The sequence below is a fragment of the Stutzerimonas sp. KH-1 genome, from assembly GCF_054483855.1.
The window spans coordinates 1,379,211-1,405,752 of the sequence record NZ_CM137011.1 but is presented as its reverse complement, the minus strand read 5'-3'; the positions used below and the strand labels follow the sequence as shown (position 1 = coordinate 1,405,752).

Below are 26,542 nucleotides of genomic sequence, written 5' to 3'. Positions count from 1 at the left end.
AAGCAAACACAAAGGGGCCCGCAGGCCCCTTTGTTCGATCACGCCTCAGGCGCAGCCTTGGCTGGTGGCTCCGTATTCTCGTAAATCAACAGCGGCTGGGAGGTACCTTCGATCACGCTTTCGTCGATCACTACCTTGCTGACATCCTTCTGCGAAGGGATCTCGTACATGGTATCCAGCAACACGCCTTCCAGAATCGAACGCAAACCGCGCGCGCCAGTCTTGCGCTCCAGCGCGCGATGGGCCACGGCCTTCAGTGCGTCGGCACGAAACTCCAGATCAACGCCTTCAAGCTCGAACAGTTTGGCGTACTGCTTGGTCAGCGCATTCTTGGGCTCGGTAAGAATCTGGATCAGTGCCGCCTCGTCGAGTTCGTCGAGTGTAGCGATTACCGGCAGACGACCCACAAATTCGGGAATCAGGCCGAACTTGACTAGATCATCCGGCTCTACCGCCCGCAGCGATTCGCCAATCTTCTTACCCGGATCCTTGCTGCGCACCTCGGCATTGAAGCCAATGCCGCCCTGAGTCGAGCGCCCTTGAATCACCTTTTCCAGGCCGGCGAAAGCCCCGCCACAAATGAACAGGATGTTACGGGTGTCGACCTGCAGAAACTCCTGCTGCGGGTGCTTGCGACCACCCTGCGGCGGCACGGACGCAACCGTACCCTCGATCAGTTTCAGCAGCGCTTGCTGGACACCTTCACCGGAAACGTCACGGGTGATCGAAGGGTTGTCGGACTTACGCGAGATCTTGTCGATCTCGTCGATGTAGACGATACCCATCTGGGCCTTTTCTACGTCGTAGTCGCATTTTTGCAGCAGCTTCTGAATGATGTTCTCGACATCCTCGCCCACGTAACCGGCTTCGGTGAGGGTCGTCGCATCAGCGATAGTGAACGGAACATTCAGCAGGCGCGCCAATGTCTCAGCGAGCAGTGTCTTGCCCGAACCGGTCGGACCGATCAACAGAATGTTGCTCTTGCCCAGCTCGACTTCTTCTTTCTTGTCGCGCTGGTTCAGCCGCTTGTAATGGTTGTAAACGGCCACCGCCAGGATCTTCTTCGCACGCTCCTGACCAATGACGTACTGGTCGAGAATGGCGCTGATCTCCTTGGGCGCGGGCAGTTTATGCGCGTTGCTCTCAGCCTGCGCTTCCTGCACCTCCTCACGGATGATGTCATTGCACAGGTCGACGCACTCGTCGCAGATGAAAACGGAGGGCCCGGCGATCAACTTGCGTACTTCATGCTGGCTTTTGCCGCAGAAAGAGCAATAGAGCAGTTTGCCGGAGTCCTCGCCGTTGCGGGTGTCAGTCATTCGGTCGATCCAATCGGGAAGGCTTGAAACACAAGATGAAGGCAATCGTGGGCTTTTTCAAGCCCACGGAGTGGCCGCATATCGCAGGCTGCGAGCGATCAAAGGGCCAGCTGGCGCTGAGTCAGTACCTGATCGATCAAGCCGTACTTGACGGCTTCTTCGCCGCTCATGAAATTGTCGCGGTCGGTATCTCGGGCAATCACATCCATCGGCTGACCGGTGTGGTGTGCCAGGACTTTGTTCAGGCGCTCACGGATCGTGAGGATCTCGCGGGCATGAATCTCGATGTCCGACGCCTGCCCCTGGAAACCGCCCAGCGGCTGGTGAATCATCATGCGCGAGTGCGGCAGACAGTAACGCTTGCCAGCCGTACCGCCGGTCAGCAGCAAGGCTCCCATGGAACAGGCCTGGCCGATGCAGATCGTCGACACGTTCGGCTTGATGAACTGCATGGTGTCGTAGATCGACATACCGGCAGTGACCGAGCCGCCCGGGGAGTTGATGTAAAGATGGATGTCCTTCTCAGGGTTTTCCGCCTCGAGAAAGAGCATTTGCGCAACGATCAGATTGGCCATGTAGTCTTCGACCTGGCCGACCATGAAGATCACCCGCTCCTTCAGGAGGCGGGAATAGATGTCGTAAGCGCGCTCACCGCGTGCGGACTGCTCGATCACCATCGGGACCAGGCCACCGGCGGCCTGAATGTCCGGAGCTTGCATAAAAGGATTGCGGGACATGTTCCAACGATACTCCCTATGTCATGCCTCAAAAGACATAAGCCAGCACGAGGCTGGCTTATGTTGGTGCACTCGGAAAGATGAAGAAATCAGGCGGCTTGCGGAGCTTCCGCAGGCTTGACAGCTTCTTCGTAGGAGACCGTTTTGTCGGTCACCTTGGCTTGCTGCAGAACAGTATCTACAACTTGCTCTTCGAGCACAACCGAGCGAACTTCGTTCAACTGATCGGCATTCTTGTAGTACCAGGCCACCACCTGCTCCGGCTCCTGGTAAGCAGACGCCATCTCCTCGATCAGCTCGCGAACACGTGCTTCGTCAGGCTTGAGCTCTTTCTGCTTGACCACCTCAGCGACGATCAGACCCAGCACGACGCGGCGCTTGGCCTGCTCCTGGAACAGCTCGGCCGGCAGCTGGTCAGGCTTGATGTTGCCGCCGAACTGCTGCACAGCCTGGGTACGCAGACGGTTCACCTCGTTGTCGATCAGCGCCTTCGGCACCTCGATCGGGTTGCCAGCGACCAGACCTTCCATGACCTGATTCTTCACCTTGGTCTTGATGGCCTGACGCAGTTCGCGCTCCATGTTCTTCTTCACCTCGGCGCGGAAACCTTCCACACCGCCTTCCTGAACGCCGAACTGGGCGAAGAACTCATCATTGAGTTCCGGCAGCTGCGGAGCGGCGACGTTGTTCACCGTGACGGTGAACTCAGCAGTCTTGCCGGCCAGGTCGAGGTTTTGATAATCCTCAGGGAAGGTCGGGTTGATCACGCGCTCTTCACCGGCCTTGGCACCCACCAGGGCGTCTTCGAAGCCTGGGATCATGCGACCTGAGCCCAGCACCAGCTGAGTGCCCTTGGCCGAGCCGCCGGCGAAGGCTTCGCCGTCGATCTTGCCGACGAAGTCGATGGTCAGCTGGTCACCGTTCTCGGCGGCACGCTCGACATTCTCGAAGCGAGTGTTCTGCTTGCGCAGGATTTCCAGCATGTTATCGACGTCGGCGTCGGTCACTTCAGCCTGCAGGCGCTCGATCTCGATGGCCTCGAAACCAGCCACCTCGAACTCGGGGAATACTTCGAAGGTGGCGACGTACTCGAGGTCCTTGCCCTTCTCGAACACTTTCGGTTCGACGGACGGAGCGCCGGCCGGATTCAGTTTCTCGGCAACGATGGCTTCGTAGAAAGTCGACTGGATCAGGTCGCCCAGTGCTTCCTGACGAGCGGCCTCTTCATAGCGCTGGCGAATCACGCTCATCGGCACCTTGCCGGGACGGAAACCAGGAATCTTGGCACGGCTGGCGGTCTGTTGCAGACGCTTGTTGACTTCGGTCTCGATGCGCTCGACCGGCACGCCGATGGTCATGCGGCGCTCAAGAGCGGAGGTGCTTTCAACAGAAACTTGCATGGATTTTCCTCGTTGCACAGACATAAGCCGGGCGTTCCGGCCCCAGAATGGGCAAGCATTCTAGTGGCTCGGTTGGCATAAGTCACCCTGCCCTTCATGGCCGCCGAATGACCAGTACGGTTGCCAGGTCGCCGCCGTTCGCTTCGCCATATGGCTGAACCTTGCGACTGCCGCAGCGGCTAGCTCTGCACCAGGCGTCTCATCCAGTCAAGCAGCACCGTTGGCAAGAGGCCAGGCCGAGGAAGCAGCGCATAGCGGCTCGTGCCGAACATCCGCGGCAAGTAGGCTCCAGCCTGCCGATCGACAGTGAGACAGAACGGCGATATCCCCTGCCGCACCGCCTCAAGCACGGCCTGGCGAGAATCCTCGACGCCGTGACGACCTTCGTAGTCGTCGCTGTCGCTTGGCTTGCCGTCGGACAGCACCAGCAACAATCGACGTGTAGCGGGCTGACGCATAAGAGAGGCACTGGCATGACGTATGGCCGCACCACAACGCGTGTAGTGTTCCGGCTCCAGGGCGGCGATGCGTAATGCGATGTCCTGCCCGAAAGCCTCGTCGAACGATTTGATGTCGCGTACTACGACCGCAGTCCGCCCCTGCCCGGAAAACGCCTGTATCGCGTACGGCGCCCCCAGGCTTTGCAACGCGATGCTTACCAGCAACAGGGCCTCCCGCTCGACATCGATAACGCGCCGCCCCTGCGATATCCAGCTATCGGTCGAGCCACTCACATCAATCAGCAACATGATCGCCAGATCACGTTGTATCGACCGCTGACTTCGGTACAGGCGGTCGTCCAGACCCGCTCCGGCTCGCAGGTTCGCCACGGCAGCGACATAGGCGTCCAGATCCAGCTCTTCACCGTCGACGCGCCCCTGCACCCAGGCGCGATGCGGGCGCAGCATCTCGAAACGGCGACGAATCCCGTCGAGCATGCCGCGATGGGATTCGAGCGTGTCTCGTACCCAGGCAGAACTGCCTGGCAGCGCGGCATGCACCTGCACGAACGCGCCCTGGTCCCGATAACGACCTATCCGGTAATCCCACTCCGGATAAAGGATGCCAGCCTGCGAAACGTTGCCGGCAAGTGCGGACGCTGGCGAGCCGTCCGGTGGCTCGTCACTGAGCAGTACCTCCTTCGGCTGTCCGGAAGAAGCGACCAGGCGCGCCTGGGGCAAGTCGCCAACCATTTCGCCGAACAGCTCGGTATCGCCTGCGTCGTCCCGATCGATCGGGCGCTGCAAGCCCAGCGGATCTTCCGCATGGGGATGCGGCTCATCGAGCTGGATCATCAATGGTCCGCTCTGCGACGACTCGTCCTCGTCCGGCTGCGCCTGACGGACATCGGGTCGCCGCCACATCCGTACGCTGCGCGGCGGAGACTGCGCTGGGTCCCGGTCGGCCTCCGCACAACCAGCGGCGCGATGATCCGTCGTTGGCGCAAGCAAGGCGCCCGACCAGTAGTCGGCGAACAGCGGGTCGAGGCCGATCCGGCCGCCTGCGGCTGGCTGCAGTTGCCAGCGATCCAGCAGGCGTGAGGCCCAGCCGCAAGAATCTTCGGCTGATGAAGGAAGCGGCAACTCGTCGAGCGCGCCGCCGAGCCATGCTCGCACGCGAATCTCCAGTGGCCGACGCGCCGCCCCAAATGCACTCAACGGCGGGCGGAATGCCAACGCGTGGGCTCGCAGCGTTCGCACCGCCTCCGCCAGCCCCGGCATTTCCCGCAACAGCTCCTGCTCGGCCGCGTGAGCTTCGAGCAGTCGATAAAGCGCACCGGTCATGGGCGCGAGGCTGCGCCAATCGATCAGGGCGCTACCCCGGCGGATCCGCATCGCTTGCTGCAGGGCCATGACCTTGTATAGCGACGTTGCCAGCGTACGGTCTGGAATATGCACCGCCCGTGGCAACCAGATGCTCGCACCGTCGGTCGCCGGCACCGCCGCCAGGCGGTGCGGTCGAGGGCTGCGGCCGAACATCTCCGCCAGCAATGTGGGGTGTGGCGGCGGTTGCGCGATGCGTAGTCGATAGCTATGACTGGTTACCGCCGCCAGCAGCAGTTCCAACCGCTCGGCCACCTCGCTGAGCGGAACACTTTTCGGCTCCGGCGAGTCTGGACCGAAGCGCCGCCACAAACGCTGGGCGAACACGGTGGCGTGTCGTGCCGCATCGGTCAGGACTTCCTCTGCTTCGGCCATGTCCTAGACGAACATTCCAGAGACCAGGTCCTGCATCGCCTCGGCCAGCGCTTCGTCGTCCGACAGAGGTGCCACGATCGCCGCCAGACAGGCCTCACGTACCGGTATGCCATCGGCACACAGCGCACCCGCGGCGATCAGCAGACGAGTGCTGGGCACCTCGGTAAGGCCTCGGTCGCGCAAGGCTCGCAGCCGATGCGCCAGCGCGACCAGCGCCCTTGAGGTGGGCGCGTCCGCCCCGCTCTCCCGCTGCACGATCCTCGCTTCCTGTTCTTCGCCCGGAAAATCGAGATTCATCGCCACGAAGCGCTGACGCGTGCTGGGCTTAAGATCCTTGAGCATCCGCTGATAGCCTGGGTTGTAGGAAATCACCAGCTGAAAACCCGGTGAGGCGACCAGTAACTCACCGGTCTTGTCGATGGGCAGCAGTCGCCGGTGATCGGTCAGCGCGTGCAGAACCACCACGGTGTCCTGCCGCGCCTCGACGACCTCGTCCAGATAGCAAATGGCTCCCTGGCGTACCGCTCGGGTGAGCGGGCCGTCCTGCCACACGGTGCCGTCATGGCGGATCAGGAAGCGGCCGATCAGGTCGCTGGCGGACAAGTCGTCGTGGCAGGCCACGGTGATCAATGGCCGCTCCAACTTCCAGGCCATGTGTTCGACGAAACGCGTTTTGCCGCAACCGGTCGGACCTTTGAGCATGACGGCCAGACCACGCGCGTGGCAGCGCTCGAACACCGCCACTTCGTTGCCACCGGGTAAATAGAACGGCTCGCCCGCACAGGCCTGGGACAGTGGAGAGCGCTCTGGCAACGTCATGTCGGGCGCGCCTCTGCCAAGACCGGATCGGCCCCATCCGTGCTGAAGCGCGGCGCATGGCGAAAAAAGTCGTAGATGAACAAGGCAACGCCCACGGTAAACAGCGAAGCGGTAGCGATCAGCATGACGAAGTGAATCTGGATCTTCAGCTGCGCATCCAGGTAGCCCATGCCCATGATCCGTTCGAGGTAGACCTGAGCGATACCTGCCGTGGCAAATGACAACGTCATGCCGAACATGCCGGTGATCTGCAGCCAGAACGCCCAGTAGCCCAGCGTGCTGCCCTGCTCCCTTCGGCCGGCGGTCATCGATGGCAAAGCGTAAGTGATCATCGCCAGCACGATCATGGCGTAGGCCCCATAGAAGGCGGCATGACCATGCATCGCGGTGATCAGCGTGCCGTGGGTCCATTTGTTAACGCTGGGCCAGGTATGAGCCAAGCCGAGCAGCCCGGCGCCGAACAGCGCAAACACCGCGCTGCCGATCGTCCAGTGCAGCGCCAGCGTATTCGGATGCGCCAGGCCTGAGCGGCGCATGGCTCCATAGGCGTAAGCGGCCATGCCGACCAGCGCAAGCGGCTCGAGCGCGCTGAAGAATCCGCCAATGGGCAGCCAGTAAGTGGGCACACCGACCCAATAATAGTGATGCGCCGTACCGAGGATGCCGGCAAGAAACACCAGGCCGACGATCACGTACAGCCATTTCTCCATGACCTCTCGGTCCGCGCCGGACAAGCGGATAAGCAGGTACGCCAGAAAGCCACCCATGATCATCATCCAGACACCCTCGACCCATAGGTGGATGGTCCACCAGCGATAGAAGATCGAAACGGTGTAGTTCTCGTAGTGCAGCAATGCAGGCAGATACAACAGCGCGGCACTGACGAAGCCGATCATCAGCACCGCTTCGGTGGTCGTGAAGCGCCCGGATTTACGGATCGTCATGCCGACGTTGTAGAGAAAGATCAGCATGCAGATGACGATCACGATCTTGTGCGGCAGCGGTTGCTCCAGCAGCTTGTTGCCCGTCCCGTAGCGGAACAGGTAACCGATGATTGCGGTGACACCCATCAGCGTCCAGAGCACTAGCTGCACATAGGCCAGCCTGGTGCTATGCAACTCGGTACGCGACTCCTCAGGAATCATCCAATAGGTCGCGCCCATGAATCCTGTCAGCACCCAGACGATCAGCAGGTTGGTATGAATAACCTTGGTCACGTCGAATGGCAGGATGTACAGCAATGGGTCCGGTCCGATGTACTTGGTCGCAGACAACAGGCCGAAAACCAGCTGAAGGCCGAACAGGACCATCGCCACGGCGAAATACCAGTAAGCGACCGATTGGGACTGATAGCGCATCTTAGTTTCCCCTTGCAGCGAGCATGGAACAGGCCGGGCCTGTGCCGTGCGCGTGTCACTTGAGCGTTTCGAGATAGGCTGTCAGCTGATCGATCTGTTCGTCCGTCAGGCTCTCGCCGTAGCCGGTCGGCATGAACGAGGTGCCGTCAGCCGAGTACATCGCGCCTGCAACGATGTGCGCGCTGGGGGTGACGATCGATTCGCGGATGTAGCCGCGTGCGTCCTGGGCCTGCCCCTGGTAGTCGGGCGAAGCGATCACTTGCGCGGCGCGAGTCGCGATGCCGGATAAGGTCGGCCCTGCCATGTCGGCACCCGGCGCGGTGGAGTGGCAGGCGTTGCAAGCCGGTACCGCTGCGCGGAACACCTGCTCTCCCAGTGCGCGCTCGTCGTCCTCTGCGTCCACTGGCCGCGCCCCAGGAGGCAAGTCGCTACGTTGCGTGCCACCAGTCTTCAGCGTATCGGCGCCCGGAACGAAACTGCCGGTGACCAGGATCGGTCGCGGCGGCCAACCTTGGTTGTCGACCTTGCTGACCCAATCGAGGAATGCGATCAGGTCATCGATCTCGCTCTCCGCCAGGTCCTGCTTGGGCATCAGGCGGCGGTGGACCTGCTCGTCGTAGAACTTGGACGGATCGCGCATGTACGCTTTCAGGTATGGCTCGCCGCGATGCTGGGTGATCTTGGTCAGGTCCGGTGCGTAGTACGCCCCTTCTCCGAATAAGGTGTGGCAGTTGATGCAGTTGTACTTGTGCCATACATCCATGCCGTGGCTGACCTGCGGCGTGATGTTCTCAGCGTTGGTCAGCTCGGGAAACTGCCGATGACTGTCGACGGTCAGTCCGAGAAATACGAGCGCGGCCACTCCGGTTGCGGCTACCGCGAAAAGCCTGGCTTGGCGGTTGTTCATTTCACCCCCTCAGACATTGATGCCGGTCCAGTGAATGAGGGTGATCGAGAACGCGTAAAGCATTGCGCCGAGCATCAGAAGCAGCACGACGAAGCTCAACAATTTCACCGGACCGTAGAGCTTTTTGGCTTGCATGCGGTTCTCCTTTGACGGCAATCGCTACCCACCGTCGGGCTGTCAGAGTTCGGTACAACAGCGCTCAAGCCTCTCCGGGCCAATGAGTTCAGCACCGCGCGGCGCCTATGCCTCTGCGCCGCTCCGAGAAGGGGATGAACTTTTATCGCTCCGCTACCCGCGATTGCCCGGTTAAAGACTGATTTGACGAAGCACTGCTGTCCGATGATTACTTCATCGTTATTGCAGGCCGCTTGCCGGCGAAACTCGAAGTTACTTCTATTCAGCCGTTTACACATGAGTCGCGGGCTTAATAACCCATATTCCAAGAGGCTCGCCTTCATTCGACTCATGCTCGAATACCGAACAGCTGCAAGGTCCATTCTAGACGGCCAAGACCTGTCCGCCAGCAGTCCGATGCACGCCCAGGCTGCACATATCAGATTTAATGATCCGAATATCAAAAATCATTGATGCAGTATTAATCCGCTCTGCTTGATGAAATTGACGCTGATCAAATCGAGCAACTCCGGCGCAAACCGCGGGATTAATTACGCCCTTCGAACTTATATATTCAACTGGCCGACAGATGGTTATGGCAGTGCGCAAAACGGGGGCTCGTCCATGAGTCGCATGTAATGGCCGGTGAGGAATATCCGGTACGGGAAAGAATGAACAGTGCACAATAAGGATCGTTGCAAGGCGCCCAGCCAGCGGCGGATGCGTTGCTCCACGCGCTCAGGAACGCTAACGTAGCGGCCACCGCATCCGATCACACTTCCCATGACCAAGCCCCCTTCATGCCCGGCCTTGCAACTGGACAACCAGCTCTGCTTCGCCCTGCATTCGACCTCGCTGCTGATGACCAAGGTCTACAAGCCGATGCTCCAGCGCATCGGCCTGACCTACCCGCAATACCTGGCGATGCTCGTGCTGTGGGAAGCCGATGGCATCACCGTCGGCGATGCCAGCTCCCGCCTGATGACGGACCCGGGATCACTGACACCCTTGCTCAAGCGGCTGGAAACGGAAGGATTGATCACCCGCACTCGCCGTAGCGACGACGAGCGTGTTGTCGAGCTGCGTCTCACCGATAAAGGACGCGCGCTGCAGGAACAAGCCGAGTGCATTCCCGCGAGCATCCTCGGTGCCAGCGGTCAGTCTACCGAAGCCGTTGCAACGCTGAAGGACCAGGTAGTTGCCTTGCGTAGCGCTCTGCTGAAGCTGCTCTGAGCCATTGCGGCTCGTCTCGCAACGATAGCCCGGGTTCGAAACGAAATATTATCTTGCGCAAAAGAAATTGCCGGCTAGCTTTCCCCGACATTATTTAGCGCGCAATTATTTTGCGTATAACGTGAGGAGAGTACCATGCAGACCATCCAAGCCCTGTATACCGCCACCGTTACCGCCACCGGCGGACGCGACGGTCGCGCCATATCGACGGACGGCAACCTTGACGTCAGGCTGGCCACACCAAGGGAGCTTGGCGGTCAGGGCGGTAACGCGACCAACCCGGAGCAGCTCTTTGCGGCAGGCTACTCGGCCTGCTTCATCGGTGCCTTGAAATTCGTCGCTGGCCAACAGCAGCAGGCGCTTCCGGCAGAAACGTCCATCACCGCCAACGTCGGGATCGGCCAGATTCCGGGTGGTTTCGGCCTGGAAGTCGCGCTGCAGGTCAGCCTGCCGGCACTGGACCGAGAACTGGCCCAGCGGCTGGTCGAAGCCGCCCATCAGGTATGCCCCTACTCCAACGCAACCCGCGGAAATATCCAGGTTAGCTTGTCGCTGGTCTGACGCCACGGTCCCAGGCAAGCCCGGAGACATGGCACCTCCGGGCTCAGCAGGCAACCTTCAGATCCGCAGTGCTACACCGAGGCGCAGCTCGCGGCCCGGCTCGTAGCTACCACGCACGCCTTCGTACCCGGGAATGTGCTCGAGATCCTCGTTACTAGCGTGATCCAGGTACTGCTTGTCGAAGATATTCTTCAGCGTCAGGTTCACTACCAGCCGATCATCGCGCAGCGCTGACCATTGGGCATAGAGGTCGTGCACACCATAGCCAGGCTTGTCCAGCGTGCCGACACCGGTACGCAGCGAATCGAGGCCGCTCACGAAGCGCCCCGCCAACCGAAGGACAATGCATCGCTGGCGCGATAGTCGGCAAAACCGGTCCAGGTATCGCCGACCGTCGTGCCGAGACCGTTGTGCTCATAGACATTCAGCTCGTCGCCGTCGAACTCGACGTCGTTGTGGTGATAGCTCAGGCCGACTCTCAGCTGCTGCCAATGATAGGCGCCTTGCAATAGCACACCCTGGCTTTCCAACGTTCCGCCGTTCACGTAGAGATTGGGCCTTCCGCTTGGATCGTAGATCGCATTGCGAATGCGCGTATCGTAGATCCCCGATAGCTCCGCCCCGCCGCGACGGAACTCGAAACCCAGCTCGTTGGTACGGGCCTTTTCTGCGTCGAGGCAGGGATCGTTACCAGCGGCACAGCAGGAGCGATCGTTCTACAAGCCAACTGCCGCATCGCAGATGCCCTGGCTCGCTCGCGACACATCACCTAGCGACGAAAGCGAAACACCGTCGTCTCGAGATGCTCAACTGCGGAAGAACAGCACCGTCATGACCGAACCCGTGACGATCACGACAGCCCGCACGAATGCCGGCGGCAACTTTCGGCCCACGCGCGCCATGAAGTACCCCCCGACACTGGCAGCCAGCATCATGACCAGCGCCTCTTTCCACAGGATGGCCCCGCCAAAGGCGTAGACCGACACCGCGATGGCCGTCAGTACCGACGAAACCAGATTCTTTAGCCCTTGCATGGAGTTGATGCTGCTATGGCCGAGCAGGCTGAACGCGGCCAGCAAGACGATACCCAATCCGCCGTTGAAGTAGCCTCCGTAGATACTCACCATTGCCAGTGTGCAACCTTGCAGCCAGGCGCCGGCTTCGCCTTCACGGGCATTGCCGCTGAACATGCGCAACAGCCATGGGCCGAATGCGAACAGCAACGTAGCGAACAGCAGGAGCCAGGGCACGATGGCGCGGAACATTTCGTCAGGAGTCGTCAACAGCAAAGCCGCGCCAACGGCGCCGCCGCCCAGGCTGATGGCAATGACTGCGCCCATCGTCAGCGTGGCCGGCGGTTTGAGGTCCTCGCGATATCCCCAGGTGCTGGCGAAGTAGCCGGGCAAGAGCGCAAGGGTTCCGGATGCATTGGCCGCGACGGCGGGCACCCCCGCATAGACCAGGGCCGGGAAGGTGAAAAAGCTCCCGCCACCGGCGATAGCGTTCAAGCCGCCGCCGAGAAATGCCGCCACAAGCAGAATTAGCCAGGTGGTGAGTGAATGGTCCATGCGCTACTTACTCCTGTTCCTTCAATGGGTGCGTGGCGTGATCGAGCGTTCTGGCAAGGGCTACCAGTGCGGGTGTCAGGAGCTCGCTGGCCGCTATGGCGGCTTGCTCGGGACAGCCGCTGCGGATGGCCTCGTAGAGTGCGGCATGGGCCTGATAGGTCGGCTCGGGGAGTTGATGCTCCGCTTCGGTTCTGACGATGGTGTTCTGCAGGCCAGCCCAGAAGAACTGGTACATCTCCAGCAACGTAGCGTTATGGCTGGCCCGGACAATATTCAGGTGAAACTGCGCGTCTCGCTGAGCGAAGTCCGCCAACGAGGCTTCATCGCTCCAGCTTCCTCTCGCCCCAAGCGCGTCGTGGATGGCCTGCAGATCTTCTTCGCTACGGCGAGACGCAGCGAGGCGCGCCGCCTCCACCTCCAGTGCACGACGAACCTCCAACTGGTCGTGCAGGGCCGCGCGCTCCAAGTGCTGGAGCAGGCCAGCAGGGTCGCGGACAGAGCGCACGAATGTTCCGGCGCCCTGGCGAACCTCCAGGACGCCGGTATGCACCAGCGCCCTTACCGCTTCGCGAACCGTGTTGCGTCCTACGCCCAACGACTCGCTGAGCTGACTTTCCGTGGGGATCCGCGCACCGCATGGCCACTGCCCCGCTGTGATCTGCGAACGCAGTTGTCCAATCACCTGTTCAACCAATGACGAACGCGCCGTTTGCTGCAGAGCCATATCGACCACTCCCTACAAAATTGAGCCGATCATAGGATGAATTATCAGCAGCGACAACGAGAGAACCGATTTCGAGGCCTAGACTTCTGTAGAACGTGGCTCCAGCAGACTAACCACCGCTGGTCGGCAACCGACAAAGGCACGGCCAGGTCTGCAACACTGAAGAGGCATCGATAGCCTTGCCAGCGAGATGCCTATGCACACCACCTACAACATTGCTCTGGTCAGCCTGTCCATCCTGATCGCCATCGCCGGCTCGTTCACGGCTCTGGACCTTGCCAGTCGAAGCAAGGTCGCCACAGGCTGGGCCCGCCACGCCTGGCTGGCCGCCGCAGCCGCCTGCATGGGCGGCAGCATCTGGTCGATGCATTTCATCGGCATGCTCGCGTTCGGCATGCCGGGCATGGAGATCCGCTACGACCTGCGTCTGACGCTCTGGTCCTTCATCGTGCCGATGGTGGTGACGGCCCTCAGTTTCTTTGCGGTAGGTATCCGCGGCTCGAAGCGCTCCACGTTTGGCATCGGCGGGCTGTTCATGGGGCTCGGCATAGGTGCAATGCACTATATGGGCATGGCAGCCATGACCATGAACGCCGAGCTCAGCTACGACGGCTTGTGGGTGGCAATTTCCTTCGCCATCGCCATTGGCGCCTCGACCGTGGCCCTGTGGCTGGCGGCCAAGGGGACCCGCCCCCTTCTCCAGGCTGTGTCAGCGATAGCGATGGGTTTCGCAATCGCCGGCATGCACTACTCCGCCATGGTCGGCGCGCACTTCAGCACCCTGGACGCCGCTCAACCTGTCCTGCCGGGTGACGGCCTGGATCTTGTGTCCCTCGCATCGGCCGTCTCGGGTTCGACCTTCGTGGTTCTGTTCTTCGGCCTTGCCGCCTCCCTGCATGATCGACGCCGCGCGATGGTCAGCGAGCAGGAGGCGGCCGCGCTGCGGCGTAGCGAGGAACGCTTCAAGGAGCTCTACAGCAAGACGCCGCTGCCGCTGCACTCGTTGGATACGGATGGACACCTGCGGTCGGTGAGTGACGCCTGGCTCGCGCTGGTCGGTTACCGTCGTCAGGACGTCATCGGGCGCAAGCTGATCAGTTTCATGACCCCAGAATCGGCTCGCCAGCTGGTCGAGCACGACTGGCCGCGGCTAGTCGCCACGGGTGAATGCCTGAACGCCGAATATCGCCTCGTTGCCCGGGCCGGCCTGTTCGTCGACGTGCTGGCGTCCACCCGGATCGAAGCCGCTGCTGAGGGCGCGTTGATCCTTGGTGGCCTGGTGGACGTCACCGAGCGCAGGCAGGCCGAAGCGGCATTGCGCCAGGCGCAGAAAATGGAGGCCATCGGCAAGCTGACCGGCGGAATTGCCCACGACTTCAATAACCTGCTGGCGGTGGTCGGCGGTAACCTCGAACTGCTACGCAAGCGCCTTCCGGATGGCGAGTCGCGCATCGACAGCCTAATCGAGAACGCCTTGCAAGCCGCCCAGCGCGGAGCGGGTCTGGTGCAACGCTTGCTCACGTTTGCCCGCAAGCAGGAGCTACGCCCAAGCTCGGTGCTGCTTCCCGATCTGGTGATGGGCATGCGGGAGCTGCTACAGCGTTCTGTCGAGGCCAACATCACCGTCGACATGCGCTTTCCGTTGAATCTGCCGCCAGCCTTCGTGGACGCCAACCAGCTGGAGATGGTGCTGATCAATCTGGTCGTCAACGCACGCGACGCGATGCCGGGCGGCGGCACGATCTGCATCGAGGGCCAATACCACCCCGCCGCCAACAACAACGCACCGCCTGGAAACGAGCACGTCGTGCTACTGGTACGGGACGATGGTTGCGGTATGCCCCAGGAGATTCTGTCCCGTGCCACAGAACCCTTCTTCACCACGAAGGGACCCGGCAAGGGCACCGGTCTCGGGCTGTCGATGGCACACGGTCTGGCTGAGCAATCGGGCGGGCGTCTTGAGATCCGCAGCACTCCGGGCGAAGGCACGGCGATCGAGCTTTGGCTTCCAGTGGCCAAGCCGCAAGAACGCGCCGAAGACAAGAGCACCTCGGCGGCTGCAAGCCCATGGTTACGCACGGCAGCCAAGGCTTCTCTTACCGTGCTCGTCGTCGACGACGATCCACTGGTTCTGGAAAACACGTCGGCGCTGCTCGAGGATCTCGGCTATAGGGTGACCGCCGTTGACAATGGTGAGGCCGCCCTCTGCCTGCTCCGACGGCAGGACGACTTCGACATTCTGGTCACCGATCACATGATGCCCGGCATGACCGGCGCTCAATTGGCCGAGACCATACGCACCGAGCGACCGGGCCTTCCCGTTCTGCTGGTCAGTGGCTACGCCGATCTGGCCGAAGGCAACCGCCGCCTGCATACACTGGCCAAGCCCTTCAATCAGGCATCGCTGGTGCATGCGATGAATCAGGCGATGAATCGGCCGGAATCTGGCGTAGTCGTGGAGCTTTACCCATCACACTGAAAGCTCACCTCGATGCGCTCAAGATGAATCCATCCCGAGCTCGTTGCCGAGGCGTTCGCGACAGAGCAACAGAAACATCAGCGCACGCCGCGGTCTTCGGCTGCGTCCAGCCATACGGGCTCCGCCTCGAAAGCGGCTCGCAGCACATTCATGAAGGCCGGCGCTTCCGGAACGGCGATAGGACCGAAAGCCGTGACCGTTAGCCCCGGCCACCAGGAATTCATCACGGCCGCGCCGTGAATCCGAGTAACGAACTCCTTCACCATGTCGTTGGGCAAGCATTGCCAGGACTGACGACCAGATCCTCGACCGCAGGCCTTCACGCGTGCAGCCGGGTAAACTCCCCTACGGAGGTCGTCATCGAATCATTTTCATACTGACCTGAAAGGCCGTGAAAACATCGAGTGGTGCGATGCCGGAGAGAATCGAATGGACCGCCTAATCTGCTGAAGTTGCAGGTAAATATTTTTACGCTCCGGCTCATTGGGACCAATTTCGGAACACATATCTAGGCGCCCCTCTGCGCATCATTTGCCTTCCACCCTTCGCCAGCTGCTTGGCCAAAGCGCGCATATCATCTGCATGACTGAAGGTTGGTTGGAGTTCGCGGAACGGATGCTTTATCGATGGCGCGACGACGGGAATTTGAGCAAAAGGCGGCCTAGACAAAGCCTTGCTCAAACATAGGCCCGCTACTTGGCGTACCTCCCAGCGGAAGCTTGGTAAGCTGGCCGCGTTCCACGGTCATTGGGGGTTCCGTGTTTTCACTCAAGCGAAAAGGTGATTTCCGCCTGCAGCTGACACGCACGCTGAAGCAGCCTGGACGGCACAAGATCGAGCTGTATCTGTTTACTCCGCACGAAAGCAACCTGTCGGCATGGACCCTGTCGGAAGAGCAGTTTTTCTTTACTACCGTGACGCACAGTTACGGACTGCTGGGAATGCCGTCGAAGGACCGCATCAGCAAGGCCGACCAATCCTTCGTACTGCTCTCTCCGCACTACGAAATCATGTATGGCTCCTGGTTCTTCCAGTACCAGGCTTCAATGGAGCGGCTGCGCCAGCAGATGCTCACGTCTGAGGCTGTGGCAGAGCCCGTAGCGCGCGCCCTGCGGCTCAGCCAGAACTTCGCGCAACGTTTGCGCAGGTCCAGCCCGAAGCAGAGCAACCAGCAGCGCTATTTTCGTCAGATGGACGTCTATTTCTCGTGGCATGCCGAGCAGTTCCTGCTGGAAAGCATGACCCTCGAGGGCTACGCGGCGCTCGACGAAGAACTCAAGCAATCGGTGGCGGAATTCCTGTGCCAAGAACGTAGATACCGCAAGGAGCGCGAGTACCTGAGCGACTTTCACGGAACCCCTACGCGGATATGGAACCGCATGGCACTGTATCACCGGCTACTGGAGTATCCGGTGATGTTGCGCTCGAAGGTCACAGAGCTGGGCGCCGGCACCCACAAGCTGGTCAAAGCGATGTCGACGATGCTGATCATGTCGCTCTTCACTTACTTCCTGTTCAACGCGCGCGACGCCAGCGAGAAGCTCTCGCTCACTCTGCTGCTGGTGATCGCGCTGGTCTATGCCGTTCGCGACCTGCTGCGCGACGACATGATCACAGCCATCACCCGCAGACTGCGCAAAGGCAAGCCGCGCTGGAAGATTCGCCTGCTGATGCCTTACACCCGCAAGGTGCTCGCACAGCAACGGGTCTGGCTCGACTATCGCAAGCTGCCCGATCTGCCGGTACTGGTTCGAGAACACTCCGGGAAGTGGGCGACTAACGAGGAGCGGCAGGTCATCTGCTATCGCGTTCTGCTGACGCTGGACAAGACGGCGCTGGAGCACGACGAGATTCGCGAGCGGCTCACGCTAGATTGCGAACAGCTTTGCGCAATGATCCAGGCGAGCCACAACAAGCTGTTTGTCCATGCCGAAGGTGATGATCTCGCTAGCGAGGGCGACAAAGGTTCAGTCCAGGCCCACCCCATCGAGAAGCAGCACGACTACAACTTGCTGCTGTTGCACACCGATCCGGGCGAGCACTTTCCATCGGCCCAGCGCTGGCGCCTGAGGCTTGGCACCAACGGCATCGTGCAATGCGAAAGCAAGAAGGCCCACTGGCCTGAACCACCAGAGCTACAACGGTCCGCCTGGCATCGAGTGAGCCGCCTGTGGCGATGGGGATGAACCCATTGCCGCCCTGCTGACGCTGCCAGTGAGCACGCAAACGGCGGCGGGATAGATCCTTAGTCTCCGCATCAGAGCAACAGACACCGTTCTTTTACAACTGGATCCCGGTGAGCTCCGCAGTCTTCTTGCGGATGAAGCCTCTTGGCCAGGTCACCAATCAGCTCAACACTCCAGCCACCGGCGGCTAGCGCCCCCATTTCTGGTCTTCTGCCAGACATTCTCGTTTCTGACAGCATCCTCGCAGTCGTGGCCTTCCCAAGTCAGGCACCGAAAGGCGAAGCGATCCTGGGCGCTGTTCCCCGGCTGCTCAACGAATGCTGCTTCCAGGGTCAGCTTGCAGTGATACGCCACCTGGTCGCCTGAGAAACCGTCTATCGCCAGCTCCTTGTCGAACTGCAGCAGCGCGATCGCAGATGGGCGCAGCGGCAGAGCCTCTAGAAGGCTTTCCGGCAAACGAGATTACCAGAATTACTCGTTTTCGAAGGGTCAAGATAAAACGCGGTGATCGCCGGCCGGCGTGTTTTTGGTCCGCCGCCTCTCTTCCTTTGGGACCAAACACACACTAATTTGCCGTCCCCCAGAAACGCGAAAGCCCCGGAATCCGGGGCTTTCAGCTTTTCACATGGTGCGGACGGAGAGACTCGAACTCTCACACCTTGCGGCGCCAGAACCTAAATCTGGTGTGTCTACCAATTTCACCACGTCCGCCAAGCGGGCTAAACGAAAACGCCAGGCAGCGCCTGGCGTCTCGAGAATATGGGGTGGACGAAGGGGATCGAACCCTCGACACCAGGAGCCACAATCCTGTGCTCTACCAACTGAGCTACGCCCACCATATTGCATTTGCTTGTGCCAGAGCCCGAAATGGCGCACCCGGCAGGACTCGAACCTGCGACCATCCGCTTAGAAGGCGGATGCTCTATCCAGCTGAGCTACGGGCGCTTTTATCTGCATTCTGTTCGGAGCGCAGACTTGAAGCTCCGGCTATTGAAAGAAGTCGCCTTCTTCGTAAGCCATCTTACCCAGCAGCAGGCTGTGCTCGACAAGCGGGGCGAATGTTATAGAGGCCCCAAACAGTCGTCAACAGCAAATTGAAAAAAATTTCAGTTAGATAAAGGGGTTACAGGTGACGAACGCTGCTTCGCCTTTGCCGTATCGCTACGACATGCGAGAATACGCGCCCTTTCCAAGTCCTCTCCAATGGTTAACCAAGCGTCATGACCGCAAAACTGATCGACGGTAAAACGATTGCTGCCAACATTCGCCAACAGATCTCCGGTCGTGTTGCCGAACGTCGCGCCCAAGGGCTCCGCGCACCCGGCCTCGCCGTGATTCTGGTCGGCAGCGATCCAGCCTCCCAGGTGTATGTGGCGCACAAGCGCAAAGATTGCGAGGAGGTGGGCTTCAACTCTGTCGCCCATGATCTGCCAAGCGATACCCGCCAGGAAGACCTGTTGGCCCTGATCGATCAGCTCAATGACGACTCTTCGATCGACGGCATTCTCGTCCAGCTGCCTCTGCCCAAGCATCTGGATGCATCCCAGCTGCTGGAGCGCATCCGCCCGGACAAGGACGTGGACGGTTTCCACCCCTATAACGTCGGCCGCCTCGCGCAGCGTATGCCATTGCTGCGCCCATGCACGCCGAAAGGCATCATGACGCTGCTTGAAAGCACCGGAGTCGACCTGCATGGGCTGGATGCGGTCGTGGTCGGCGCCTCGAACATCGTTGGGCGTCCTATGGCGCTGGAGCTGCTGTTGGCGGGCTGCACCACTACCGTAACCCACCGCTTTACCCGCAATCTCGAAGAGCACGTACGGCGGGCCGACCTGGTCGTGGTCGCAACCGGCATCACTGGCCTGGTCAAGGGTGAATGGATCAAGCCCGGCGCGATCGTCATCGACGTCGGAATCAACCGCCAGGCTGATGGCCGTCTGCTCGGCGACGTGGAATTCGAACCAGCCAGCGAGCGCGCCGCATGGATCACCCCGGTGCCGGGCGGCGTCGGCCCGATGACCCGCGCCTGCCTGCTGGAAAATACCCTGCACGCCGCAGAACATCTGCACGACTGATCGTGAACGACGCAAACAAGAACGGCGCCCTTCGGCGCCGTTTTTTGTTTGCATTGGACTATTCAGCCAGACGCCAGGTCGTCCCGCCCTTGCCGTCCTCCAGCACCACGCCCATGGCGCTGAGCTGATCGCGGATACGGTCGGACTCGGCCCAGTTCTTTTCCGCTCTCGCCGCCAAACGCGCGGCGATCAGCGCCTCGACCTCGGCAGCGTCAACCTTGCCAGCAGCTCCCGCCTGCAGGAAGGCATCGGGCTCCAACTGCAGTACGCCGAGCACACCGGCAAGCACCTTGAGCTGAGCAGCCAGCGCGGCAGCAGCAGCAAGATCGGTCTCACGCAGGCGGTTGACCTCACGCACCATATCGAACAGCACCGCGCACGCTTCTGGCGAGTTGAAATCGTCGTCCATCGCCGCGCCGAAGCGCGCCACGAACGCCTCGCCACCGGCAGGCGCCGCGTCAGGCAGGCCTTTCAAGCCGTTGTAGAAGCGCTCCAGCGCGCCTTTGGCTTCGCGCAGGCTGTCCTCGGAGTAGTTGATCGGGCTGCGGTAGTGGCTGGATACCAGCAGGTAGCGCACCACCTCCGGGTGGTACTTCTCCAGCACTTCGCGGATGGTGAAGAAATTGCCCAGGCTCTTAGACATTTTCTCGCCATCGACCCGCACCGCGCCCGCGTGCATCCAGACATTGGCGTACTGCTTGCCGGTCGCGGCCTCGCTCTGCGCGATCTCGTTCTCATGGTGCGGAAACACCAAATCCGGGCCGCCTCCATGGATGTCGAACGTCTCGCCCAGGCAGCAGGTGGACATTACCGAACACTCGATATGCCAACCGGGACGCCCAGGGCCCCACGGCGAAACCCAGCTCGGCTCACCCGGCTTGGCGCCCTTCCACAATACGAAGTCCAGCGGATCTTCCTTGGCTTCGTCCACTTCGATACGAGCACCGATCTTCAGGTCTTCGATCTTGCGACGCGACAATTTGCCATAACCGACGAACTTGCCGACCCGGTAGTAGACATCACCGTTGCCCGGCGCATAAGCGAAGCCCTTGTCGATCAGGGTCTGGATCATCGTATGCATGCCGGCGATATGGTCGGTGGCGCGAGGTTCGAGATCCGGACGCAACACGTTGAGGCGCGTCTCGTCTTCATGCATCGCCGCAATCATGCGCTCGACCAGCGCCTGGAACGGCTCGCCGTTGTCAGTGGCACGGCGGATGATCTTGTCATCGATGTCGGTGATGTTACGCACGTAGGTCACATCGTAGCCGCGCTGGCGCAGCCAGCGGGTGACCACGTCGAACGCCACCATCACCCGAGCATGACCGATGTGGCAGAAGTCGTAGACCGTCATGCCACAGACGTACATGCGCACCTTGTTGCCTTCCAGCGGGCGGAACGCTTCCTTGGTCTTGGTCAGGGTGTTGTAGATCGCCAGCGCCATCATTGACCCCAGGAGTCACGCAGCGTGACGGTGCGATTGAACACGGGAGCGCCGGGCTTGCTGTCCTTCATGTCGGCACAGAAATACCCTTCGCGCTCGAACTGGAAGCGCTCTTCAGGAGCCGCATTGGCCAGCGACGGCTCGGCGCGGCACCCCTTGAGCACGACGAGCGACTCGGGATTGATATTGTCCAGGAAGCTGCCGCCCTCCTCGTCCTTCTCCGGGTTGGCGGAACGGAACAGGCGATCGTACAGACGCACCTCGCACTCGACGCTTTCGGCAGCCGGCACCCAGTGGATCACACCCTTGACCTTGCGGCCTTCGGGGTTCTTGCCCAAGGTATTTTCGTCGTAGCTGCAGCGCAGCTCGACGACATTTCCAGCCTCATCCTTGATAGCTTCATCGGCACGGATCACGTAGCTGCCACGCAGTCGCACTTCGCCGCCAGGAACCAGTCGCTTGAAGCCCGCCGGCGGGACTTCTTCGAAGTCGCCCGCATCGATGTAGATCTCGCGGCTGAACGGCAGCACCCGCACCCCCATGTCCTGCTTCGGATGGCGCGGCAGCTCGAGGTTTTCGCTCTTCCCTTCCGGATAGTTGGTAATCACCACCTTGAGCGGCTTGAGCACGCACATGGCACGCGCAGCGTTGGCGTCCAGGTCTTCGCGAATCGCGAATTCCAGCATGCCGATGTCGACAACGCCGCCTGCGCGATTCACACCGATCATGTCGCAAAAGTTGCGGATCGAGGCCGGGGTGTAGCCGCGGCGCCGGAAGCCGGAGAGCGTCGACATGCGCGGGTCGTCCCAACCGCTCACATGCCTCTCATCCACCAGCTGCTTGAGCTTGCGCTTGCTGGTGATGGTGTAGTTCAGGTTGAGACGGGCGAACTCGTACTGGCGCGGCTGGGCCGGCACCGGCAGGTTGGCCAGGAACCACTCGTACAATGGGCGATGATCCTCGAATTCGAGGGTGCAGATGGAATGCGTGATGCCCTCGATGGCGTCCGACTGCCCGTGAGTGAAGTCGTAGCTCGGATAGATGCACCACTTGTCGCCGGTCTGGTGATGGTGCGCATGGCGAATGCGATAGAGGATCGGGTCGCGCAGATTCATGTTCGGTGACGCCATATCGATCTTCGCCCGTAGCGCACGGGCGCCGTCCGGGAACTCGCCGGCCTTCATACGGGCGAACAGGTCGAGGTTCTCCTCCACCGAACGCTCGCGGAACGGGCTGTCCTTGCCAGGCTCGGTCAGGCTGCCACGGTACTCACGGGCCTGCTCGGGTGTCAGGTCGCAGACATACGCCTTGCCCGCCTTGATCAGCTCTACCGCCCAGTCATGCAGCTGATCGAAGTAATTGGAGGCGTAGCGTTCCTCGCCGGCCCACTGGAAGCCCAGCCACTGCACGTCGCTCTTGATCGCGTCGATGTACTCCTGGTCTTCCTTGGCCGGGTTGGTGTCATCGAAGCGCAGGTTGCACTCGCCACCGAACTCCTTCGCCAGACCGAAGTTCAGGCAAATCGACTTGGCATGCCCGATGTGCAGGTAGCCATTGGGCTCCGGCGGGAAGCGAGTGACGATCTTGGCGTGCTTGCCGGAGTCCAGATCAGCCTGGACGATCGGACGGAGAAAATTGCTAGCGGCGGGAGTCTCGGGCTTGCTCATGATGTCCTTAACGTCAGCGAGTGTGCGGCTTAAGAGAGGCTTACAAATATAACGAGCGATGGCCAGGCAGTGAGATCAGCGCAAAAGGCGGAATGTACAAAGTCGTACATAAGCATTTTGAGACCATTTCAACGTCGCAGGGCCGAGTGCAGTAGCTTGTAAATACCCTCTCAGGGTAGGCCGACCAAATCAAAGCGCCTATCATAGCGGACCCGTCAACCCCCTGACAGAGCAATGCGCTCAGGGGATACCGCCATCAGTGACTGGCGGCACTCGGTAACGACGACCCTTGCAGCGGCGCGCCCGCACCAACGAAACGGAACCCTTCCCGATGATCAAACTGCACACCAACTACGGCGTCATCACTGTCAATCTGTTCGAAGACAAGGCGCCGGAAACCACTGCCAACTTCAAGGAATATGTGAAGAGCGGCCACTACGACGGCACCATCTTCCATCGCGTGATCAGCAATTTCATGATCCAGGGCGGCGGTTTCGAGCCAGGCATGAAGCAGAAGTCCACTCGCGCGCCGATCAAGAACGAGGCCAACAATGGCCTGTCTAACAAAACCGGCACTCTGGCCATGGCGCGCACCATGGAACCGCATTCGGCGTCCGCGCAGTTCTTCATCAACGTGAAGGACAACGACTTCCTCGATCACAGTGCGCCTACCGTACAGGGTTGGGGCTATGCCGTGTTCGGCGAGGTGACCGAGGGCATGGATGTGGTCGAGAAGATCAAGGGTGTGGCAACGACCATGAAGTCCGGCCACCAGGACGTCCCGGTCGAGGACGTGGTGATCGAGAAGGCCGAGATCGTCGAGTAATCGCGAGTGATCCTGCTGATCTCAGATCTGCATCTGGAAGAGGAACGCCCGGACATCACCCGGGCGTTTCTGCATTTTCTCGCGACGCGCGCTACCCAGGCCGAAGCCCTATACATTCTCGGTGACTTCTTCGAGGTCTGGATCGGCGACGACGCCATGACGCCGTTCCAGGAATCGATTGCCCGCGCCCTGCGTGCGTTGAGCGAGCGCGACGTCAGAATCTATCTGATGCACGGCAACCGCGACTTCATGCTCGGCCAGACCTTCTGCCGCAAGGCCGGCTGCAAGCTGCTGGCTGACCCGAGTGTGGTCCAGCTCTGCGGCGAGCCGGTACTGCTGATGCACGGCGACAGTCTGTGTACCCGCGATGAAGGCTACATGCGGCTACGCCGGCTGCTGCGCAACCCCGTCAGCCTGTTCGTTCTGCGCAACCTGCCGCTCGCGACTCGCCGGAAACTCGCCCGCAAGCTGCGCAACGAAAGCCGCAGCCAGACCCGAATGAAAGCCAGCGACATCATCGACGTCACCCCGGAACTGATACCCGGCGTGCTGGCCGAGCATCGCGTACGTACGCTGATCCACGGCCATACCCATCGACCGGCGACACATGACTTCGAGGTAGATGGCCAACCCGCCAAACGGATCGTGCTGGGCGACTGGGATCGGCAGGGGTGGGCATTGCAGGTGGATGAAAACGGCTACCACCAGGCGCCATTCGCCCTGAGCTAGGCTGCCAGCGGCACGCCGCTGTGAAACCGGAACTCGCTGTCCGGGCTTTCGATCAATTCCCGTTCCCGCTCGCGCACCCGAACGATGGTGGCATCCACATCGGCAGCGTCGCCGTACTGATAGGCCAGCTTCAGGTAATCCTGGAAGTGCCGCGCTTCCGACTTGAGCAGCCCGTGATAGAACTTGCCCAGCTCTTCATCCAGGTGCGGGACCAACATGGCGAAGCGCTCGCAAGAGCGCGCCTCGATAAAGGCACCGATCACCAGCGTGTCGGTTAGTCGATAGGGCTCATGATTGCGTACGAGCTCGCGCAAACCGGCGGCATAACGAGACGAGCCAACATTGCGCAACTCGATCTCGCGGCGACGGATGATCGCCAGCACCTGCTCGAAATGACACAGCTCCTCCCGCGCCAGACGCGACATCTTGTTCTGCAGGTCGGGTTTGTCGACATAGCGGAACATCAACTGGAACGCCGACCCCGCCGCCTTTTTTTCGCAGTTGCCGTGGTCGATCAGCATCACGTCCTGATTCTGCAAGGCAGCGTCTACCCAGGCAGCGGGAGTGACGCAGGCGAGAAACTCATTCAGATCAGGAAGCATGTCGAACCTTGCATATTCAGGAACAAAATAGTGGGTCATCGCGTGGTGCCGGCCGACACCGCGCGGGCATTATACGAATGCCGCGCGGAGCAGCCAGTCTTGCTTGATATACATCACAACTGGCGTCGCAGGCTTGTCTATAGTTGACCAACCCGCATCAGGAAATGGAGCCGATCATGCAAGCCATTCGCTGCATCCTCGTGGTAATTGACCCGAACCAGCCACAAGAGCTGGCCCTCAAGCGCGCGCGCCTGATCTCGACTGTCAGCCAATCTCACCTGCATCTGCTGATCTGCGACACCAGACACGACCACAGTGCACACCTGAGCGCATTGCGAGAGCAGCTCGAATCCGAAGGCCATCAGACGACCACGCAACAGGCGTGGCACGAGAGCGTCCACCAGACCATTATCAGCGTGCAACAAGCAGAAGGCTGCGGCCTGGTGGTCAAGCAGCACGTGCCGGACAATCCACTGAAGCGCGCCCTGCTGACTCCGGAGGACTGGAAGCTGCTGCGCTACTGCCCCTGCCCGGTATTGATGGTTAAAACCGACAAGCCATGGACCGGCGGCAACATCCTAGCCGCCGTGGACGTTGGCAACGCCGACCTCGAACACCGCACGCTGCACACGACCATCGTCAATCACGGATTCGAGATCGCCAACCTCGCCGATGGCAATCTCCACGTCATCAGCGCTCATCCGTCGGCGATGTTGTCTGCCGCAGATCCGGCCTTTCAGCTGAAAGAGACCATCGAGGCGAGATATCGCGACGCCTGCAAGCAGTTTCAGGAAGATTTCGCTATCCCGAACGAACGTCTGCATGTTGTCGAAGGGCCGGCCGATGCATTGATTCCCCGCGTTTGCCATCAGCTCAATGCGGTCGTAACCATCATCGGAACCGTGGCACGAACCGGATTCTCGGGCGCCCTCATGGGCAATACTGCAGAAGTGGTACTCGATACGCTGGAAAGCGACGTCCTGGTACTCAAGCCAGATGACATCATCGATCACCTGGAAGACCTTGTGCGCCATTGATCCAACGCGCGGAAGCCTCGCTAGAGGCTTTCGCCTTCACACCCTCAGATCCATACCCTGGCGTATGAATTGCGGAGCGATATAGCGATCGTAGTGGGCCTCGGAAAGCAGAAAAAACTCTCGGTCAATGGCATCTCGCAGCTCAGGCAGCGCCCAGTCGCGAAACTCGGGCAACAGACTGATTCCGTATGCGTCCAGCTGTTGGATAAGCCGGGCGCCGCGCGCGATCAGCTGATAAGCCCAGCAGTAGGGAGACTGCTCGGCCACGAAGCGAATCTGCCTTGCTTCCAACTGCTGGCGCAGCAGCACGGCATCGAAGATCTCGAGTTTCGCCATCATCACCTGAGCGAGAAGAATCTCGAGGCGCCGCCAGACGGCCAACTTTTCCTGTTCAGCGTATGCGTTCCAGTTGACCACCTCGTGGTGAAAGCGCTTGCAGCCGCGACAGACGACATCGCCGTACACGGTCGAACAGAGGCCTACGCAAGGAGTTTTGATGCGCTGAGTGGACATGAGCAGAAAAGCGGCATGGAGTACGGGCTGAGCATCTTAGACTTTT

Annotated in this window: 25 protein-coding genes and 3 tRNA genes; 8 read left to right on the top strand and 20 right to left on the bottom strand. The window is 60.6% G+C overall.

The features are described 5' to 3' along the window. Window positions 1–38 precede the first annotated feature (38 nt). The 8 genes from clpX to ACX1DW_RS06745 all read right to left on the bottom strand — a co-directional run bounded on the left by clpX (window position 39) and on the right by ACX1DW_RS06745 (window position 8,873). Window positions 39–1,319, bottom strand: a complete 1,281-nt coding sequence (gene clpX / locus ACX1DW_RS06780) for an ATP-dependent Clp protease ATP-binding subunit ClpX (protein ID WP_063543014.1) — start codon at window positions 1,317–1,319, stop codon at window positions 39–41. Window positions 1,320–1,417: 98 nt separating this feature from the next. Further along, a complete protein-coding gene (gene clpP / locus ACX1DW_RS06775; protein WP_102841136.1) occupies window positions 1,418–2,056 on the bottom strand; it encodes an ATP-dependent Clp endopeptidase proteolytic subunit ClpP in 639 nt (212 codons plus the stop codon). Between the two features lie 89 nt (window positions 2,057–2,145). Next, window positions 2,146–3,456 (bottom strand): trigger factor, encoded by a 1,311-nt coding sequence (gene tig / locus ACX1DW_RS06770; protein WP_063543018.1) that lies wholly within the window; start codon window positions 3,454–3,456, stop codon window positions 2,146–2,148. Between the two features lie 179 nt (window positions 3,457–3,635). Then, on the bottom strand, window positions 3,636–5,654 hold the full coding sequence (locus tag ACX1DW_RS06765) for a nitric oxide reductase activation protein NorD (RefSeq protein WP_458993065.1): 2,019 nt from the start codon (window positions 5,652–5,654) through the stop codon (window positions 3,636–3,638). Between the two features lie 3 nt (window positions 5,655–5,657). Continuing rightward, the gene (locus ACX1DW_RS06760; protein ID WP_125868893.1) at window positions 5,658–6,473 is read right to left on the bottom strand and encodes a CbbQ/NirQ/NorQ/GpvN family protein; all 816 of its coding nucleotides are present in this window, start codon (window positions 6,471–6,473) and stop codon (window positions 5,658–5,660) included. Continuing rightward, on the bottom strand, window positions 6,470–7,831 hold the full coding sequence (locus ACX1DW_RS06755; protein ID WP_458993064.1) for a cbb3-type cytochrome c oxidase subunit I: 1,362 nt from the start codon (window positions 7,829–7,831) through the stop codon (window positions 6,470–6,472). Before ACX1DW_RS06755 ends, ACX1DW_RS06760 begins: the two co-directional genes overlap by 4 nt. A gap of 55 nt (window positions 7,832–7,886) precedes the next feature. Then, window positions 7,887–8,738: a cytochrome c gene (locus tag ACX1DW_RS06750; RefSeq protein ID WP_110777087.1), complete on the bottom strand. Its 852-nt coding sequence runs from the start codon at window positions 8,736–8,738 to the stop codon at window positions 7,887–7,889. A gap of 9 nt (window positions 8,739–8,747) precedes the next feature. After that, the gene (locus ACX1DW_RS06745) at window positions 8,748–8,873 is read right to left on the bottom strand and encodes a hypothetical protein (RefSeq protein WP_458993063.1); all 126 of its coding nucleotides are present in this window, start codon (window positions 8,871–8,873) and stop codon (window positions 8,748–8,750) included. A gap of 762 nt (window positions 8,874–9,635) precedes the next feature. Between ACX1DW_RS06745 and ACX1DW_RS06740 the strand changes: the two genes are divergently transcribed. Both ACX1DW_RS06740 and ACX1DW_RS06735 read left to right on the top strand, forming a co-directional pair. Beyond that, complete coding sequence (locus ACX1DW_RS06740; RefSeq protein WP_267938037.1) at window positions 9,636–10,085, top strand: MarR family winged helix-turn-helix transcriptional regulator; 450 nt, start codon at window positions 9,636–9,638, stop codon at window positions 10,083–10,085. A 135-nt stretch (window positions 10,086–10,220) separates the two neighbouring features. Then, a complete protein-coding gene (locus ACX1DW_RS06735) occupies window positions 10,221–10,646 on the top strand; it encodes an organic hydroperoxide resistance protein (protein ID WP_458993062.1) in 426 nt (141 codons plus the stop codon). Between the two features lie 57 nt (window positions 10,647–10,703). Here ACX1DW_RS06735 and ACX1DW_RS06730 read toward each other — a convergent pair whose 3' ends face one another. The 4 genes from ACX1DW_RS06730 to ACX1DW_RS06715 form a co-directional block, all read right to left on the bottom strand. Beyond that, window positions 10,704–10,964, bottom strand: coding sequence for a TonB-dependent receptor (locus tag ACX1DW_RS06730; RefSeq protein ID WP_458993061.1), 261 nt, complete (start codon window positions 10,962–10,964; stop codon window positions 10,704–10,706). Beyond that, a complete protein-coding gene (locus ACX1DW_RS06725) occupies window positions 10,961–11,293 on the bottom strand; it encodes a hypothetical protein (protein ID WP_458993391.1) in 333 nt (110 codons plus the stop codon). Before ACX1DW_RS06725 ends, ACX1DW_RS06730 begins: the two co-directional genes overlap by 4 nt. Before the next feature lie 159 nt (window positions 11,294–11,452). Beyond that, window positions 11,453–12,214 (bottom strand): sulfite exporter TauE/SafE family protein, encoded by a 762-nt coding sequence (locus ACX1DW_RS06720; RefSeq protein WP_458993060.1) that lies wholly within the window; start codon window positions 12,212–12,214, stop codon window positions 11,453–11,455. Between the two features lie 7 nt (window positions 12,215–12,221). Beyond that, window positions 12,222–12,938, bottom strand: coding sequence for a FadR/GntR family transcriptional regulator (locus ACX1DW_RS06715; RefSeq protein WP_458993059.1), 717 nt, complete (start codon window positions 12,936–12,938; stop codon window positions 12,222–12,224). Between the two features lie 196 nt (window positions 12,939–13,134). Between ACX1DW_RS06715 and ACX1DW_RS06710 the strand changes: the two genes are divergently transcribed. Both ACX1DW_RS06710 and ACX1DW_RS06705 read left to right on the top strand, forming a co-directional pair. Next, on the top strand, window positions 13,135–15,417 hold the full coding sequence (locus tag ACX1DW_RS06710) for an MHYT domain-containing protein (RefSeq protein WP_458993058.1): 2,283 nt from the start codon (window positions 13,135–13,137) through the stop codon (window positions 15,415–15,417). A gap of 758 nt (window positions 15,418–16,175) precedes the next feature. Further along, window positions 16,176–17,603, top strand: a complete 1,428-nt coding sequence (locus tag ACX1DW_RS06705) for a hypothetical protein (protein ID WP_208218423.1) — start codon at window positions 16,176–16,178, stop codon at window positions 17,601–17,603. Window positions 17,604–17,768: 165 nt separating this feature from the next. Here the strand turns inward: ACX1DW_RS06705 and ACX1DW_RS06700 are convergent, their stop codons facing one another. From ACX1DW_RS06700 to ACX1DW_RS06685, 4 genes are all read right to left on the bottom strand, one after another. After that, window positions 17,769–18,059: a DUF2513 domain-containing protein gene (locus tag ACX1DW_RS06700; RefSeq protein ID WP_458993057.1), complete on the bottom strand. Its 291-nt coding sequence runs from the start codon at window positions 18,057–18,059 to the stop codon at window positions 17,769–17,771. 170 nt (window positions 18,060–18,229) lie between these two features. Next, window positions 18,230–18,314: transfer RNA gene (locus ACX1DW_RS06695), tRNA-Leu, on the bottom strand. A 49-nt stretch (window positions 18,315–18,363) separates the two neighbouring features. Then, a tRNA-His gene (locus ACX1DW_RS06690) sits at window positions 18,364–18,439 on the bottom strand. 32 nt (window positions 18,440–18,471) lie between these two features. Then, window positions 18,472–18,548: transfer RNA gene (locus ACX1DW_RS06685), tRNA-Arg, on the bottom strand. 275 nt (window positions 18,549–18,823) lie between these two features. On the opposite strand from ACX1DW_RS06685, the gene folD reads away from it, so the two are divergent. Further along, window positions 18,824–19,678, top strand: a complete 855-nt coding sequence (gene folD, locus ACX1DW_RS06680; RefSeq protein ID WP_063543044.1) for a bifunctional methylenetetrahydrofolate dehydrogenase/methenyltetrahydrofolate cyclohydrolase FolD — start codon at window positions 18,824–18,826, stop codon at window positions 19,676–19,678. Window positions 19,679–19,736: 58 nt separating this feature from the next. Here folD and cysS read toward each other — a convergent pair whose 3' ends face one another. Together cysS and ACX1DW_RS06670 are read right to left on the bottom strand one after the other, a co-directional pair. Further along, complete coding sequence (gene cysS, locus ACX1DW_RS06675; RefSeq protein ID WP_458993056.1) at window positions 19,737–21,122, bottom strand: cysteine--tRNA ligase; 1,386 nt, start codon at window positions 21,120–21,122, stop codon at window positions 19,737–19,739. After that, window positions 21,122–22,789 carry a glutamine--tRNA ligase/YqeY domain fusion protein gene (locus ACX1DW_RS06670; protein WP_458993055.1) on the bottom strand — a complete coding sequence of 556 codons (1,668 nt, stop codon included), beginning with the start codon at window positions 22,787–22,789 and terminating at the stop codon, window positions 21,122–21,124. The genes cysS and ACX1DW_RS06670 overlap by 1 nt, the downstream gene beginning before the upstream one ends. A 331-nt stretch (window positions 22,790–23,120) precedes the next feature. Between ACX1DW_RS06670 and ACX1DW_RS06665 the strand changes: the two genes are divergently transcribed. Next, window positions 23,121–23,615: a peptidylprolyl isomerase gene (locus tag ACX1DW_RS06665; protein WP_063543050.1), complete on the top strand. Its 495-nt coding sequence runs from the start codon at window positions 23,121–23,123 to the stop codon at window positions 23,613–23,615. A 6-nt stretch (window positions 23,616–23,621) separates the two neighbouring features. Beyond that, complete coding sequence (lpxH, locus tag ACX1DW_RS06660) at window positions 23,622–24,344, top strand: UDP-2,3-diacylglucosamine diphosphatase (protein ID WP_458993054.1); 723 nt, start codon at window positions 23,622–23,624, stop codon at window positions 24,342–24,344. Here the strand turns inward: lpxH and ACX1DW_RS06655 are convergent. Next, on the bottom strand, window positions 24,341–24,946 hold the full coding sequence (locus ACX1DW_RS06655; RefSeq protein ID WP_458993053.1) for a MiaE family protein: 606 nt from the start codon (window positions 24,944–24,946) through the stop codon (window positions 24,341–24,343). The two genes, lpxH and ACX1DW_RS06655, sit on opposite strands and share 4 nt — an antisense overlap. 176 nt (window positions 24,947–25,122) lie before the next feature. Here ACX1DW_RS06655 and ACX1DW_RS06650 point away from each other — a divergent pair, with 176 nt between their 5' ends. Then, a complete protein-coding gene (locus ACX1DW_RS06650; protein ID WP_102841440.1) occupies window positions 25,123–25,983 on the top strand; it encodes a universal stress protein in 861 nt (286 codons plus the stop codon). Between the two features lie 36 nt (window positions 25,984–26,019). On the opposite strand, the gene ACX1DW_RS06645 is transcribed toward ACX1DW_RS06650, so the two are convergent. Further along, complete coding sequence (locus tag ACX1DW_RS06645) at window positions 26,020–26,496, bottom strand: DUF1289 domain-containing protein (protein WP_125868900.1); 477 nt, start codon at window positions 26,494–26,496, stop codon at window positions 26,020–26,022. Window positions 26,497–26,542: the final 46 nt, after the last annotated feature.

What these genes read in the sequence shown, in the direction of transcription:
- clpX (WP_063543014.1), bottom strand. Translation starts at nt 1,319, where the DNA reads ATGACTGACACCCGCAACGGCGAGGACTCCGGCAAACTGCTCTATTGC.
- clpP (WP_102841136.1), bottom strand. Translation starts at nt 2,056, where the DNA reads ATGTCCCGCAATCCTTTTATGCAAGCTCCGGACATTCAGGCCGCCGGT.
- tig (WP_063543018.1), bottom strand. Translation starts at nt 3,456, where the DNA reads ATGCAAGTTTCTGTTGAAAGCACCTCCGCTCTTGAGCGCCGCATGACC.
- ACX1DW_RS06765 (WP_458993065.1), bottom strand. Translation starts at nt 5,654, where the DNA reads ATGGCCGAAGCAGAGGAAGTCCTGACCGATGCGGCACGACACGCCACC.
- ACX1DW_RS06760 (WP_125868893.1), bottom strand. Translation starts at nt 6,473, where the DNA reads ATGACGTTGCCAGAGCGCTCTCCACTGTCCCAGGCCTGTGCGGGCGAG.
- ACX1DW_RS06755 (WP_458993064.1), bottom strand. Translation starts at nt 7,831, where the DNA reads ATGCGCTATCAGTCCCAATCGGTCGCTTACTGGTATTTCGCCGTGGCG.
- ACX1DW_RS06750 (WP_110777087.1), bottom strand. Translation starts at nt 8,738, where the DNA reads ATGAACAACCGCCAAGCCAGGCTTTTCGCGGTAGCCGCAACCGGAGTG.
- ACX1DW_RS06745 (WP_458993063.1), bottom strand. Translation starts at nt 8,873, where the DNA reads ATGCAAGCCAAAAAGCTCTACGGTCCGGTGAAATTGTTGAGCTTCGTC.
- ACX1DW_RS06740 (WP_267938037.1), top strand. Translation starts at nt 9,636, where the DNA reads ATGACCAAGCCCCCTTCATGCCCGGCCTTGCAACTGGACAACCAGCTC.
- ACX1DW_RS06735 (WP_458993062.1), top strand. Translation starts at nt 10,221, where the DNA reads ATGCAGACCATCCAAGCCCTGTATACCGCCACCGTTACCGCCACCGGC.
- ACX1DW_RS06720 (WP_458993060.1), bottom strand. Translation starts at nt 12,214, where the DNA reads ATGGACCATTCACTCACCACCTGGCTAATTCTGCTTGTGGCGGCATTT.
- ACX1DW_RS06715 (WP_458993059.1), bottom strand. Translation starts at nt 12,938, where the DNA reads ATGGCTCTGCAGCAAACGGCGCGTTCGTCATTGGTTGAACAGGTGATT.
- ACX1DW_RS06710 (WP_458993058.1), top strand. Translation starts at nt 13,135, where the DNA reads ATGCACACCACCTACAACATTGCTCTGGTCAGCCTGTCCATCCTGATC.
- folD (WP_063543044.1), top strand. Translation starts at nt 18,824, where the DNA reads ATGACCGCAAAACTGATCGACGGTAAAACGATTGCTGCCAACATTCGC.
- cysS (WP_458993056.1), bottom strand. Translation starts at nt 21,122, where the DNA reads ATGGCGCTGGCGATCTACAACACCCTGACCAAGACCAAGGAAGCGTTC.
- ACX1DW_RS06670 (WP_458993055.1), bottom strand. Translation starts at nt 22,789, where the DNA reads ATGAGCAAGCCCGAGACTCCCGCCGCTAGCAATTTTCTCCGTCCGATC.
- ACX1DW_RS06665 (WP_063543050.1), top strand. Translation starts at nt 23,121, where the DNA reads ATGATCAAACTGCACACCAACTACGGCGTCATCACTGTCAATCTGTTC.
- ACX1DW_RS06655 (WP_458993053.1), bottom strand. Translation starts at nt 24,946, where the DNA reads ATGCTTCCTGATCTGAATGAGTTTCTCGCCTGCGTCACTCCCGCTGCC.
- ACX1DW_RS06650 (WP_102841440.1), top strand. Translation starts at nt 25,123, where the DNA reads ATGCAAGCCATTCGCTGCATCCTCGTGGTAATTGACCCGAACCAGCCA.
- ACX1DW_RS06645 (WP_125868900.1), bottom strand. Translation starts at nt 26,496, where the DNA reads ATGTCCACTCAGCGCATCAAAACTCCTTGCGTAGGCCTCTGTTCGACC.